Origin of the sequence: Parachlamydia sp. AcF125 (assembly GCF_018342475.1) — a bacterium.
Taxonomy (GTDB): domain Bacteria; phylum Chlamydiota; class Chlamydiia; order Chlamydiales; family Parachlamydiaceae; genus Parachlamydia.
In genome coordinates, this window is record NZ_JAEMUD010000004.1 from 23,893 (window position 1) to 38,510 (window position 14,618).

A 14,618-nucleotide genomic window follows, 5' to 3' on the forward strand; every position below is an offset into this window, starting at 1 on the left:
GAGCTATCACTGCGCCTTTCTACTAAGCGGTTTTCATCCATGAATTTCACTGGGCACTACTCTCTTCCTTATTTATTTGGGGGGATGTGGATTGCAATTTGGTGGGCGGCCGCTTTTTATGGATTTTCCTCAAACCCAAATTTCTCTCTCATTCCTCCTCAAGACCTTGCGCCAATGGATGCGACTTTAAATCGTGTTCAATTGCAAAAAGCCTTGCAAGGAGATGTAGCGGTCATTGAAGCGCTACTGATAAAATGGCATTTAAAAACCCAAGCCCTCAAAGAAGAAGGAATATCTCCTACTTATCAGCTCGAAACCTCTGAGCTTCTTGAAGCGCTTTTACTCTCAGAAATTTTGGGCAAAACAGACGAAAAACCTCCTCAAAAATTTTTAGCCCAAACTTACCCATCCGCTTGTTTTCTCCTATCCCTTCTGCTACCTAATAATATCACCGCCATACCGGATGGTTTCCAACATCAAACTCAATTCTATGATTCTTCATTTTTAGAAAAAATTCCGCTCAATCGCTCTTTGTTTTCTCTGGAAGCCCTTTGGAAGGCAAAACCTGCTGCTGCGTTTATTTCTCCTTATTCCAATCCCGCCTTTGTGTCTGCTCTACACAGGCTCCAGATCCCTTGCCTCTTACTTCCCCATGCTTATCAAATCAAGCAGGTAGAAAACGTTCTTCAAACAATCGGTTTTTATACAGCGTCTTCTAGGAAAGCCAAGTTACTTTCTCTCTTTATGAAGGCGGCTTTACACGCAATCGATACCAAGATTAGCGAAGCTTATTTCCGTGCAAAAAAAAACCTCCATTCTCTTAAACCTCTTCTTTTGTTCCACCATTTGCAATTTACTGCCGCAGCCAAACATACGCTTGCTGGCGAATTCATGGATCGCCTTCGTTTTCAAAATTTTACTCACTCCTCAATCACTTCCGAGTCTCTTAAAAAACTGGATCCTGATCTTCTCATTATCGCTTCTCAAAATGGTGAAACATCTCAGCGGGAGCTCACTCACCTCCCCCTATTCACCGTGTTAAAAGTAGCCAAGTTAAACCGTATTTTTTGGGTAGATTCAAGTGTGCAGCAATCCGCTTCCCAATTCTGTGTGCTAGCCTACTACGATTTAGCTTGTCCCATTATCGCCTGCATTTCGGAGGAACGATGATAAGATCCCTGTTTGCTAAAAAGATCCCTTTGCTGCTCTTTACGGCTTACTTTTTAGCGGTAGTCGCCACTTTAGTCCAAGGAGAAATTCCGTGGAATGAGGTGTGGGAAGATTTGGTCAGCCGATGGCAATCCGACCCTCCTGCTTGGAACCCTTTATGGGATGATCGTTTACCTCGTCTTCTGGTGCTCTCTTTCACAGGAGCTTCTCTTCCTGTAGCCGGTATCATTATGCAATCTATTTTTCGCAATCCTTTAGCCTCTCCTAGCATTTTAGGCGTATCTTCTGGAGCTAGTCTTAGTGCTTTATTTGCCTTTATTTTTGGTTGGAAAAGCCTCTCTCCCTGTATTCTTCCCCTGGCCTGTGTAGGGGGAGCTTTTATTGCTTTGCTTTGTGTGTATAAGTTGGGCCGTTTCCACACCTCGCATGCCTTTATTTTAGCGGGAATGGCTATCTCTACGCTTATCACTGCGGGGCAAGATTTCCTCCTGCATGCTCTGCGAAATGAGAGGGACCTTTTGCAAACCTTAGCCGAGTGGCAAAGTGGCTTTTCAGGAAATGCGAATTGGCAACACGTTTATATGCAGTTCCCCTTAACATCTTTAGGATTAGCAGGATGCTGGCTTTACAGAAGAGAAATCGATCTGTTTTCATTTGGTGAAGAACACGCTGCAGCGCTGGGAGTCGATGTGGTCAGGACACGCTGGCATTTGTTTATCTGCGTAGCGCTTTTAACAGGCAGCTCAATCGCAGTCTTAGGAATAATCCCCTTTCTCGGACTTATTCTTCCCCATACCATGCGCCTTATCCATCGGCCTACAGCCAAAGAACTCATCCCATGGAGCGCCTTTGGAGGAGCTTTTTTGTTGGTCGGGATCGACCTCTTTCTTCGTTACTATCAGTTCCAATATGTGAGTTTGGGAAATCTTACCGCGCTAATTGGAGGATTTTTTTTTCTTTATTTACTCTTAAACCAGTCTGCATACCCTAGTCTTTGAACGATGCTCAAAACCCTTAACCTAACCTGCCATATAGAGAATCAACCTTTAATCCAAAAAACCTCTCTCAGCTTTCTTCCGGGCCAACTCTACGGGTTAATGGGAGCAAATGGAGCGGGAAAATCTACCTTGCTAAAACTTTTGGCAGGGATCCAATCCCCCTCTGAAGGCTCTGTTTATTTTCAGGAAGAGAATTTACGAGACAAGGATCGTAAATGGATCAGTTCCCGTATTTCTTTTATGGGAGAAAATCTTTTTATTCCCTATGCTTTTACTGCCTACGAAATCGTGCAAATGGGGTGTTACTTTTCAAAAAAGGCGCGGGAAAAGGAATGGATTTATGCAAGGCTTGAAGATGTACATGCAACTCATCTTTCGGCTAGAATTTTTCATACCCTTTCGGCAGGAGAACAGCAAAGAGTTCTTATTGCCCAAGCTTTAGCAACAGGAGCCTCCACCCTTCTCTTCGATGAACCGACCAGTCACCTAGATATTTATCACAGTCGGGAGATTTGGGGTCACCTGAAACTCTTGTCTCAAAAAGGCAAAACAATTATCGCTTCTACCCATGATTTTGAGGGGGTCAAACAATTTTGCACTCAAACCCTATTAATTAGCCAAACTCTTATTTTGGGTCCTGGCAATTTTTCAGACATTTTAAATCCTGCAACCTTTGAAAAAAGTTTTTTCACTCGGCAACTCACCCCTTAGCCTCTTCTCAAGCCCTCTTTCGCGCTTGTAAAATTTATTCCAATTTTATGATGGATAGACCTCTTTTCAAAAAAGATCTAACAGACAAGCAAAAGAAGTTTTATTTTCGCCTCTGTAAAAAATGGTTTTAAAACTCTTCTTATGCCCCTTCCTGCTTCGTCCATTGAGATCCATTTTACAGGCTATTCAGCAAGTAAGGGCATGAAAAGGAGAAATTATTTACAAAACTAATGGCAGCTCCTCTTCTTGGGCTAAAGAGAAAACGGTAGAAGCCTTTTTGCACAAAAATCAAGCCATAGCCGCCCTGCTAGGCAGACAGGTTTCCCTCTAGGGGCGCTTTCTTTTTTCTTGAATCTCCGCCGCAAGCGCGGCATACGATAAGCAGCATTTTCGCTAGCGGCGAATAAGGAACTACTCTGCTTCTCCCTTTCTTTACGAATGGATGGAATAAATTTTTTTTGGATATTTTGTCGATGTGAATAATGTCTTTCATAGAACCCTTCTCGAAATTTGGGTATGAAATTAAGAGAGAATCCTCTCTTTTACTTTTCTAGCCCAAAAAGGCCTTTGAAATTTTTACCTTCTTATTCACTGGAAAATTTCGTCCCAAACTGCTATTCTAAAATAAATTTAAATTTAATAAAATTGCCCGCTTATTCAAATTAAAAAGCGATCGAAAAGGAACAAAGTATGACAAATAGTGTGCAAGATAGTTTTAACCATTTTCTATTAGGATCCAATAAAGCTGGCTCCAACAATCTGTCGCCGCCCTCTGCAAAAAAATTTACAAAAGCAATTTCAGTAGAAAACGCCATCTCCGCTGTGATAGGAAATTTTTTCACTAAGTTTATCGCTCGCTTAAAGCTCTTTATTACAAAGTATGAATGGTTTAATGAAAAAAACCTTATGAGAAGAATTAACTCGCACAACTTAAAAGACCTAAATAAGCTCGCAAATTTATTTAAAAATGCTTACCCGAGCCTTACAAAAGAAAACAAAAAAATTTCGCATTTTGTGGAAAATTTTGTTAAACCGGCGAGAGATAAAAAAGCCTATGAAAAATTCACAAAAGACTTAAACGACGACGCAGTGAAAAAGCAGCTTGAAAACGTCTATGCCGAATACCTTTTAAAATGCCTGAAAAAAAATATCACCGCACATGACCTTGTACTAGAGGAGGGTGGTATTGGTCCTTTGATAAATGCAAAAAGTCCTGAGGAGATCGATACGCTAATTAACGACTATTTGGGCCCTGACCTTCGCCGCGATTTGGAACACTTCACCCACGATCCCGATTTGTGCCAAGCTTTATATCTCAACATGCCGCACCGAAATCATCAATTGATTCAAGAATTGGTACACGATGGGATCACGGCAGAGATGATTTTTGAAGCCGAAACGGATCTCCCTATGAAAACGACTGCTAAAAGCATGCTAGGCTTTATCGCCCAAAATTCGGAAAACTGTTTTTGTGAGAATGTTAAAATATTTCTAGACGAAAACTATAGTCCATTTGCAAGCAATTTTGCAGAGGGAAAAGGGGAAGAAGAAAAAGAAGAAATTGTAGCGGCTCTAATCGGGCTATTAAAGACTGGGCGAGACGCTCCCGCACGCTTACTTATCCCTCTCTTAGCCACACAAAAAAAATCGGCTAAGAAGCTGACAGGCTATCCTTCCCCAACATTCAAACAAATCCTTTCCCAGTTAAAAAACTTGGGCACACAAAAAGAGATTATCCAGCAAGCCCTGCTAGGCAAGCTTTTTTTTAAAGAACAACGGGAAAAATATAAAGCTTCAATCGACACTTTTTTTGCGCGTTCGTTTAACAGCTATAGTTATCAGGATCAGGACCTTGCGCGCCTATTACCTCTTTTCAATAATTTTGATGACTATACAGCTAGCCTCATTGAAAGATTCGTCCAAAGGGGAAGTAAAGAGGACCCCTATGATTTTGAAAAAATAAAGGGATCTTTAGCTGGGATTTCTATTATAGAGAAAATTCAGCAAATATTGGCTGAATAAAATTTCTCTGCATTACTTCTTAAAATAAAATTCAAATCCTTATTCCCAACATCGGGGGACAAAGTTTTTTTGTGCTCATCTCAAGTCATAAAGCCTTCTCCTTACTAGGGAAGCTTGACAAGTGCTCTCGGATAATTTAACATTTTAGCTTAAAAGCTTCTCATTTAAAGAAAAAGAATGCCACCTTTGTTTTAGACGCTAGGTAGATTATTTTTTAATCTTTTTGTCGAAGCTGGAATGCGGCAAATTTACAATAATCGGGATTAAAATGTCAGAGAAACGCATACCCATGTTTAATGAACCAGAGAAAGAGCCTCTTTGGTATACACAAGGACTTTCTTTCGAATGCACAGGATGCGGCCAGTGCTGTACGGGAGCACCTGGCTATGTGTGGATTTCCGCAGAAGAAATAAGCCTGCTAGCTTCTCATTTAAACCTTTCTCTCGATCAGTTTTCTGAAAAATATTTGCGTAAAGTCGGAAATCGCTTTTCATTAAGAGAACACCCCCAAACATTCGACTGCGTTTTCTTAAAAGACAAAAAATGTGAGGTGTATGCTTTCCGTCCAAAACAGTGTCGTACTTTTCCATGGTGGCCGCAATTGTTAAAATCAAGAAAAGATTGGGAGGAAGCAGCCATACGGTGTGAAGGGATGCGCAGCAACGCCCCCGCTGTCCCTTTTGAGACTATACAGCACCAACTCTCTATTCAAGCTTCTTTATAGCTCATGGAGCAGGCTTTATCTCAAATTGGCGCAGCGACCGACTTAATTTCTCGGCAAAAGGAAAGATTGGCAAATCGGCTGTTACTATAAGCCTTGCCGTTGCTCTTGCGCAAAAAATTTTATCAGCAGGCCTTTTATAAGCTGATCTTTATGGATTTACTATCCCAATTAGAAATTCTTATTGTCGGATTAATCGAAAATATGGCAGGTTTCACACCACCGGACACTAGCTATACCTGCGCCTTTTTTGGTGAAGGAAAGCTGAGGATATTGTCAAAAAATTTCAGCCCTCTCTTTTAGATCGTGTCCCTTTTCACCCCTCTATTTGTAGAGAGGTGATGAAGGGGTTCTTGTGCCATTTTTATAGCAGCCAGGCAGGACCCCCCTTTTCATTTAATAGTCCACGAACTCTTGCAACTAAGTCCAATTTATTGAGGAAGCTAATGACACAGTTTAATGAAAAAATTGCTCTCGACCCTATTGCCCAAACCAACGTCAATCGCTGGTTAGAAGAGGCTTATGATGAAGAGACAAAGCAAGCAATTCGCCACCTTCTAGAAGAAAATCCCGAAGAAATTGTGGATGCTTTTTACACCACTCTTTCTTTTGGTACAGGCGGGTTGCGTGGAATCATGGGCATCGGCACAAACCGTATGAATCCCTATACTGTTAGAGCAGCTTCCCAAGGAGTCGCCAATTACCTTTTGCAACAAAAAGATGGGCAGGAGAAAACCGTTTTTGTTGGCTATGATTCGCGCCATTCCTCTCAGTTATTTGCTGAAGAAACAGCCAAAGTTTTTGCCGGGAATGGGATTAAAGCCTACCTGTGCAAACACCTTCGCCCCACTCCCTATGTTTCTTTCGGCTGCCGATATAAAAAATGCCAAGCAGCCGTCATGGTAACAGCTTCCCACAATCCCCCTGAATATAATGGGTACAAAGTTTATTGGAGCGATGGGGGCCAAGTTCTCCCCCCGCACGATAAAGCGATTATGGCTGAAGTGAACAAAATCGTAGATTTATCTATGATCCGCCAAGTCAAATCTCTTGAACACCCGTTGATAGAAAGGGTGGAAGAAGAGATCGACCAAGCTTATCTAAAAGCGATTGAATCTCTCCAAATGTACTCTGAAGAAAATAAAGTTCATGGAAAAGAATTAAGGATCGTATACACGAGCCTGCATGGCACAGGCATTAGCCTCATGCCCCAGGCTTTTAAACAATGGGGATTTGAAACCATTCATTATGTGAAAGATCAGATCCTTGCAGATGGAAATTTCCCCACCGTGCATTATCCTAATCCAGAAGAACCAGAAGCATTATCTATGGGTATTGATCTGCTCAAACAGCAAAATGCCGATCTCTTAATTGCAACTGATCCAGATGCCGATCGGGTAGGCGTAGCCGTGAAACATGGAGGGACTATCCACATTTTGACAGGAAACCAAGTAGCCTGCATCTGCTTAGCCCATATATGCGAAGCTTTGACGCAAAAAAAACAAATGCCCGAACGCGCCGCCTTTATTAAAACAATTGTCACCACGGAGTTGTTTAAAAGTATTGTCGAAGCCTACCATAAGACATGCTTTAACGTTCTTCCTGGTTTTAAATACATTGCTCAGCATATTCATGAATGGGAACAAGAAAAAAACGGTTATCAATATGTCTTTGGAGGGGAAGAATCTTGTGGCTACCTCTTCGGCACTCAAGCGCGGGATAAAGACGCACTCCTTTCAAGCTTATTAGTTTGCGAAGCTGCCCTGCATGCTAAGAAAAACAATCAAACTTTAGTCGATCTCTTAAACTCCCTCTATCAAAAACATGGCTTCTACCTAGAAAAATTGCTTTCCTTGCAATTCGAAGAGACCAAATTAGATAAAGAGAGGATGGCAAAAGGTATGCAAAAATTACGCGCCTCTCCTCCCACCTCCATCGGAGGAGTCGAAGTTATCAGGATCGAAGATTTTCAAACTTCTATTAAGACCGAACTAAAAACAGGTAAGCAAGAGTTTATTGGGCTTCCCAAATCGAACGTCCTTCTCTTTTGGCTAGAAGATGGAAGCAAAATTATTGCGCGACCTTCCGGAACTGAGCCAAAAATCAAACTCTATTGCGGAGTAAAGAGGAAAGGTTTTCACTCTATTGAAGAAGTGGCACAAGCTGCATCCCAATATGCAGATCAACTCCTTTCAGAAATTCAAAATATCCTAAAGAGTTAAGTTACTTTATTTAATTAAAGGAGCAATATGTCAAGCACTGTGACAGCGATCACAACCTACCGTAAGGCAGAAAGCTTAGAAATTGGCTTGCCAAAACAAACTTTAAGCGTGAAACAGGCAATAGCTTGTTTAGACTCTAATTTTTTTAAAAAATTTTTACACCAGTTGCTATGTTTTTTTCAGGGAAAAGGGTTTGTAAACTCCAAATATATCGCCAAGCGGCTGGAAGAGACAGACTTACCTACGCTTAATAAAATAAATCACCTTTTTAAAACAGCGAAAGGCCTCGCAGAACAAAATAAAGGCAATTTAGATCAATCCGATCAAAAAAAAGATGCCTTGTTTTTTTTGAAATTCAAAGAAAAACTTTCTAAGCCATTTCTCAACTTATTGCAAAAAACCTATATTTCTAAATTTACTAAAGATCCTGAGCTCTTCGATTTTTGCCATAGCCTTCCTTCTGAAAGGCTGCAATCTATCCAAAAATGGGCTCAAACAGGCATAACTGCTGAATATCTAGCAAAGAAATATCAAAAAAATCCGAGCGATCGCCCCCTCGACATCTTAAAAAGCTTGCTTACCGATGAATCTCGCTTTAAGGAGGTGAATGAAAATCTCAAGCACATTTACTCTCCCCTTAAGAATTTAGACTTTTCTCTTGAAGAGCTTATAAAAGAATTGAATGGCGGCCTTCTTGAAACTTACACCTCACAGGACACTTCAGAAAGCCTTACTGGAATTCACTCACTTACAATTTCTAATACCCTCCTGAATGTGGCTTTCCCACCACAAACTGAGGAAATGCTCAAGAAGGCCTTTGATGATGCCAACACCTCTCATATGGTTTCCTTAGGCTATCTTCCCTATTTTGCCTTAGAACCCAAGCAAATTTATCCCCTCATAGAGGGAGAACCTATCAGCATTAAACTTAAACATGTCTCCTTTATTTCTCAGCAGGTTGTAAAAACAACCTTTTCAGTTATAAAAGAAGAGGAGGATCGATCTTCGATTATTAGAGAAGTTACATGGCTTGCCTATCTCAACTGGCCAGAATGTGGGACTCCCCCTTTTGAAGAATTTCAAGCTTTTCTTAAAAATGAAAAAGAGCTGCGTCAAAATAAGGGAGGGAAAGTTCCCTTAATTATCGGAAAAGATAATATGGCTCATGTCGGAATGTTCGTTCTTGCTGGCTACTTAAAAGCAAACGAGCAAGAGCCTCTTCCTATTCACTCCTCCATAAAGAAGGTGGCAAAAACTTTAGGCCGCACAGCTATACCTAAAACTCCTGAAGAGGTTGCTTTTATATATGCATCCTTGCAAAAGCCCTCTCTATCAGTTAAAGAAGCCTCCTTGCTTAACAATACCCCTACAACCCAAACTTTTGAGGAATTAGCGGCAGCGATTTTCACTTCCTTTAATCCAGACGAAAAAGCGACTGCGAAGCAAGTGGCTGAAATTATCTCCACCTTAAAAATCTTAGGAATCACGGAAAAAGACATTGAAACCCCTTCTGAAGGGATTCTTGCTGCTATATCGACCTTTTATAAAAACCATATTTTCTGGCAGGAGCTTAAACCTGAAGTTAAGAAGCAAATCGACCGTTTTGGATGGACAACGGTTGAAGAGCTAAAAGCCTTATTAATCCCCAAAATTTTAACTTCAGCGATCGAAGAACATAAGAAAAAGCATACGGCCACATTAAAAAACCTGCACACCCTCCTTTTTCCAAAAGATAAAGGGGAAGCTTCTAAGACACATAAAGCGCTGCTTGCAAAGCTGTTGACAAGCTCCACATTTGCTGAAAAAATAGAGCAAACACCAGCCGCCTACGAAAGTTTAAGAAATCTTTTGCTTTATCAGATTTCTTGTGTAGAGCTTATCTCGCTTTTTGAACAACATCAGCCAGCCCTCATTGAAAAGCTAAAGATTGTAAATCCTGCATTTTTCATCGATGGAGATACCAATAAAAATTTAGATTTGTGGAGTATTTTTCAAGAGGAAAGGTTATTTTTAGCTGTTTTACAAACGTTAAAGACCCTAAAAGAAAAATCCTCATAACCTTTTAGGGAACGGCAGAAAGGCCTCTAAAGATTATACCCTCAAAGAGGCCGCTGTTTAAATAAAAATCGCCATGAATACTTACAACCTTGTCATGGCGGAAAATAAGCTCGGCTTGTTTATTTAAGCCATGGAGAGCTGATGCCTAAAGAAAGATAGCCTTTAAAGCTAAGAAGTAGGAGTTTCAAAAGCCCTATGTGTACTTGAGACGCCTACTTTTACAGACGTTTTCTTGCCCTTCTCTGCTTCCCTTTACCTTTAAAGGTGAGATGGAAAAGCTGCTTGCATAGCTTATGGGAAAGCCCTCGGTTTTTCTTTCTCAAAAGGGCCTGACAGGGAAACCATAAAACTTGAACCTGCTGTCTAACCTTTCGAAAAAGGCAACCTATCTCCCCTCTCTCATTGCATGGAGAAATGCCATCGTTTTTTACACCTATTCCCTCTCTTTTCTCCCCCCCTCATTTTTAGTTTTTTGTTTAGGCCGAATAAGCAAAAAATTCGCATCATAAGTCAAAACGCCTAAAAGAATCGAACAGATGGCTCGATCCATACTTATATTATACTTCAGATCATAGGAATAGGGGTTTCTCACAAAAGGATCCGCTATTAAGATTTCTTTTTTTTGCTTGTCGTAACCAAAAAGAACCACAAAATGTCCTTCTGGCTCCCCAGCAATGTCATCTTGCAGGTTTGAGGCCCCAATTTCGCGGCAGCTATGGTACAAAAAGGTTGAACTCAGCCCAGTCAAGATGGGAACGCCTTGACGCAAATAATGTCGAATTAAACTACGCGAAAGATCGCGAAAACGAATTTTTCCTCCTAAGCGCAAAAACTCCAGATAAGCATTTGTGGCAATTTGCAGCTTTTTATTTTTTTTGGCGTCAGCCTGTTGTTTAAGTTTTTGGGCGAGTTGGATGTTTGATAGTGGCTTTGGCTCAAACCAGGTAGGATCAAAAACTTGCAAATTATAAGTGTAGATAGTGGCGTCATAACCCCGCTTTAAAGCATGACATGCCAGCAAGACAGCCAATGTGCCTCCTTCTTCCAAAGAAGGAACCTCTTCTATCACTTTTGACAAGGGCACTACATCTCCATAGTAGTGGTAAACCGCTTGCAGGCACGTTGGACCACAAGTAATTTCATTGGGTTGAGGAAGCATATTGATGGAAAGCTTTTGTTTCATAATCCTGCCTATCGTTATTTCACGATATATAAATAATTAGTTTAACTCAAGGATTTGCCGCAAAGAAAAAAGGATCCCTTTTTTAAGGCTTTCCCACCTCTTTTCCGACTCTTTAAGTCCTTGATTAACTTCTAACTCAATTCCCCAATACAAATTCTCGTCCCATTTTTTACGCAGAAAACTTGTGAGTCCATCTGCTTTACCCAAGTAAGGATAATTCATTCTCACTCGCATTCCCGCAGCCACATTGCCTTGCAAGGCTTGCTTCCACTGCCTAGCAAAATTTTTCTCCTTTTGGCGTTTGGGATCATATAGTAAGCCTATCTCTCCTTCTCGTTCTACTCCTTCTAAAACTGGAGTAAATGAATGCACAGAAAGATGTAAGATAGGTCCTTGTTTCATTTGTTCTAAAAGTTTTTCTTCTACTTGTAAACGGTAAGGATAGTAATATTTCTGAAGAATTTCTTCTTTTTCTTCAGAAGACAGATTTTTTGTCCAGGAAGAGAATAAATGGGGATGGTGCAGAGAACGATTAAGCTCCACGAGCAAGCGCGTTGTCGTGCTAAAAATGAGGGGAACGGAGAGATGTTGGGACACAAATTGGGCCAGCTCCAGCGCCCCTTTGTCATAGCCTCGGTGGGAGGCTAAAGCAGCCCCAGCTTTTTTAAAATAAGATTTCCAACGTGGAGGCACTTGATTGCCCCCATGCTCACAAGTCAACACCAAAAAGCGCATTTCATTCCTATTTTTCCCGCTAAGAACGCAAAAATAAGGTCCCCTTTTCCAGATTTTGGCAGAGATAGCGATACGTTTCTTCTAATTCCTTGCGCGAATAATGGGCACCTAACCCCTTAAGAAGGCGTGTAGAAAGTGTGCCATGTGCGAGGATATGTTGAAGCGTTTGATCACTTTCCAATCCAATTTGTTGAATCAGATAGCCCCATAAATCTTTAGCTCTACACTTTGATGAGAAGGACCATCCAAAAGCTTGTAAAAACTCTCTATCGTGAATTTCTGCAAACTCTCCTTGTTTGATGGTATCCAGCAGAATCTCTTTCAAACGCTCTTCTTGGAATTGATGAAGGGATGCCAAAGAGACCCATTTCTCCTGAGTCAAACACCGAATCACTTCTGTTAGAGCCTTGTTAATCGCGATATCAGCCTTGGGGCACTCTTGGACATCTATTAAGCGAATTTCAATGGCGTTCCGATTAAAACGAGTAATGGCCCCTCGAGCATTCAGCCATTCATACTGCAACGTTTTTTCAGGATCAAAGGGGGCAATATCCTGATAAATCTGATCAAATATTTTGGTTTTATAGTCATTAAAAGACCGGCAAACTTCCGGAATAATATGAGCGGTAATAGAAGGAATTTTAGCAGAATTGGAACGATAGACATTTAAGCGGGTGTCGTGCAAACCTGTGGGTTTTCCTTCAACAATAGGAGAGCTTGCGGCTAGGGCGGGGATTAAGGGCAATACCATCCGAATAGCAGCATGTAGACGTATGAATTCCTGTTCGTTTCCAAAAGGAAGATTCAAGTGATTGCTTTGCAAATTAGACCAGCCATGCCCTTGACAATTGAAGATACGATTGAAAGCCGCATAAATTTCTTTATTGTCGTGCGTCCATAGTTTCATTTCGCGAGAGGGGACCATCCATGGATGCATGGCGGTAGGCATTAAAATCCCATTGAAGGCTCTCAGATACTCGTTGATGCTCTTTATCTCTTTTTGAAAATCTTCATATATGAGAGGGAGTTTAGCAGTGGGGTGCGTTGTTTTAAGCTCTAAAACATGTAAAGCGAGCTCATTCGACCAACCGATCGGCTCTTTCTCGTAATCTCCCTTATATTCTCCTAGCACCGAATAAAAGAGCTGATCCGTGATCGGTAGAATATTGAGGCTGTCTTGATCGACAATCATGTATTCTAATTCTACCCCAAATACATCAAATAAATGCCATATGGCGTGCACAGGTTCTTCTTTAAGAGGAGCTGACATAACTATAATCTTCTTTTTTGCTTTTCAATTCGGTGGAAAATGATTGAAATGATTTTATGGTACAGTTCTTCTTGCAAGACAAGATCTTCAATGCCTGCATCGATGCTGGGGTTGTCGTTCACTTCAATGACATAACATTCTTTCTCTATTTGTTTTAAATCCACTCCGTAAAGGCCATCCCCAATTAATTTGGCTGCTTTTAAAGCCGTCTTAATCACCTGCTTGGGAGCTTGGCTAACAGGGATAGTTTCATATTTTCCTGTAGCGGCCCCCCCTTTGCAAGAATGGTTATAAATTTGCCAGTGATTTCGAGCCATAAAATATTTGCAGACATATAGAGGCTGCCCGTCAAAAATAGCGACGCGCCAATCAAATTCAGTGGGAAGAAATTCTTGGGCCACAAGAAGATCCGATTTTTCCATTAGCGAGCTACAAACCTGATAAAACTCCTCTTTATTGCTGACTTTGACCACCCCTTGAGAAAAAGCACTGTCAGGCTGCTTGATCACAAATGGAAAAGGCAAGCTGGCCAAGGCTTCTTCTAAATTATCTTTGTGCACAACAATTGTTTTGGGAGCCGAAATCGAGTAACGTTCTAGAAGTTCTGTCATATAAACCTTGTTTGAACACCTCAAAATCGACTCGGGATCATCGACCACTACTAGCCCCTCTGCTGCGGCTCTGCGTGCAAATCGGTAGGTATGGTGATTGACATTGGTGGTTTCCCGAATCAATAAAGCATCAAATTCTGCAAGCCTTCCAAAATCTTCTTTATGAATGATTTCGGCACACATTCCCAACGAGTCTGCCGCCTTAATAAACTTCTGGATGGCTTTTTCATTTGAAGGCCCATACTTTTCTGCTGGATTATACAAGATGGCCAAATCATAGGTTTTACTGCTTTTTTTAGGCGTGATTGTTTTACGCCCCAGAAAAAAATCCCGGGCTTTTTCTAGCACAAAGTCGTGATGTTCAATCGGAATTTCACTGCCAGCAATTGTTCCAATCGAGGTCAAACACCATTTTTGGGCCTCGCGATGAAACTGAGCTTGAAGAAAAGGAGCCTGGAATTCTTTAAAGAGATGAGAGGACAACCTCTCATATTTTTGCGCCACATTTTTTCCAAAATAAATACTCAGAGTAAAGCGGTTTGAATGGATCGACTTTAAGCTTTTTTGAATGAGCTCATCTAACTCTTGCGAAACAAATCGAATCATGGCTGAAGATTTAAAATCTTGCATAGCCACTAAGCTTGGCTGGGGTTTATGCCCCCGCGCCGTGGCAATCAAAGTCACGTAATAACCAATTGTTTGATAGCGATATGACCGGCACAGATTAAAGATACGGGCGTGGCGTATTTTACTATAGGACGGGTCCATCAAATAGGTCTTAGCTTCGATGACTTCAATTTCAGGAATCTCTAGTGGCCAATCTTTAAGATTATTGACAACAACAAAAATCTGCATAAAACCTTTCTATTTATTTAATAGATAAGGGGCGAAAACGATCTTTTTTGGACCTTCTCCCT

General features: G+C 41.1%; 11 protein-coding genes. 7 read left to right on the forward strand and 4 right to left on the reverse strand.

Features of this window, described 5'->3' with window-relative positions:
• Positions 1-39: 39 nt before the first annotated feature.
• The 7 genes from PARA125_RS08215 to PARA125_RS08245 all read left to right on the forward strand — a co-directional run bounded on the left by PARA125_RS08215 (position 40) and on the right by PARA125_RS08245 (position 9,902).
• Positions 40-1,170: a TroA family protein gene (locus PARA125_RS08215; RefSeq protein ID WP_213158409.1), complete on the forward strand. Its 1,131-nt coding sequence runs from the start codon at positions 40-42 to the stop codon at positions 1,168-1,170.
• Positions 1,167-2,168: a FecCD family ABC transporter permease gene (locus PARA125_RS08220; protein WP_213158410.1), complete on the forward strand. Its 1,002-nt coding sequence runs from the start codon at positions 1,167-1,169 to the stop codon at positions 2,166-2,168. Before PARA125_RS08215 ends, PARA125_RS08220 begins: the two co-directional genes overlap by 4 nt.
• A gap of 3 nt (positions 2,169-2,171) precedes the next feature.
• The gene (locus PARA125_RS08225) at positions 2,172-2,879 is read left to right on the forward strand and encodes an ABC transporter ATP-binding protein (RefSeq protein WP_213158411.1); all 708 of its coding nucleotides are present in this window, start codon (positions 2,172-2,174) and stop codon (positions 2,877-2,879) included.
• Positions 2,880-3,569: 690 nt separating this feature from the next.
• On the forward strand, positions 3,570-4,901 hold the full coding sequence (locus PARA125_RS08230; RefSeq protein ID WP_213158412.1) for a hypothetical protein: 1,332 nt from the start codon (positions 3,570-3,572) through the stop codon (positions 4,899-4,901).
• 289 nt (positions 4,902-5,190) lie between these two features.
• Entirely contained in the window at positions 5,191-5,625 is a 435-nt protein-coding gene (locus PARA125_RS08235) for a YkgJ family cysteine cluster protein (RefSeq protein ID WP_249274296.1), read from the forward strand.
• 443 nt (positions 5,626-6,068) lie between these two features.
• Positions 6,069-7,844 (forward strand): phospho-sugar mutase, encoded by a 1,776-nt coding sequence (locus PARA125_RS08240; RefSeq protein ID WP_213158414.1) that lies wholly within the window; start codon positions 6,069-6,071, stop codon positions 7,842-7,844.
• A 27-nt stretch (positions 7,845-7,871) separates the two neighbouring features.
• Positions 7,872-9,902, forward strand: coding sequence for a protein-tyrosine phosphatase family protein (locus tag PARA125_RS08245; protein ID WP_213158415.1), 2,031 nt, complete (start codon positions 7,872-7,874; stop codon positions 9,900-9,902).
• Between the two features lie 433 nt (positions 9,903-10,335).
• On the opposite strand, the gene PARA125_RS08250 is transcribed toward PARA125_RS08245, so the two are convergent.
• From PARA125_RS08250 to PARA125_RS08265, 4 genes are read right to left on the reverse strand one after another with little or no spacing between them, the layout of a single operon-like run.
• Positions 10,336-11,085 carry a C39 family peptidase gene (locus PARA125_RS08250; protein ID WP_213158416.1) on the reverse strand — a complete coding sequence of 250 codons (750 nt, stop codon included), beginning with the start codon at positions 11,083-11,085 and terminating at the stop codon, positions 10,336-10,338.
• A gap of 36 nt (positions 11,086-11,121) precedes the next feature.
• Positions 11,122-11,820, reverse strand: a complete 699-nt coding sequence (locus PARA125_RS08255) for an N-formylglutamate amidohydrolase (protein WP_213158417.1) — start codon at positions 11,818-11,820, stop codon at positions 11,122-11,124.
• 19 nt (positions 11,821-11,839) lie between these two features.
• Positions 11,840-13,090 (reverse strand): carboxylate-amine ligase, encoded by a 1,251-nt coding sequence (locus PARA125_RS08260; RefSeq protein WP_213158418.1) that lies wholly within the window; start codon positions 13,088-13,090, stop codon positions 11,840-11,842.
• Positions 13,091-13,092: 2 nt separating this feature from the next.
• Entirely contained in the window at positions 13,093-14,556 is a 1,464-nt protein-coding gene (locus tag PARA125_RS08265) for a RimK family ATP-grasp domain-containing protein (RefSeq protein ID WP_213158419.1), read from the reverse strand.
• Positions 14,557-14,618: the final 62 nt, after the last annotated feature.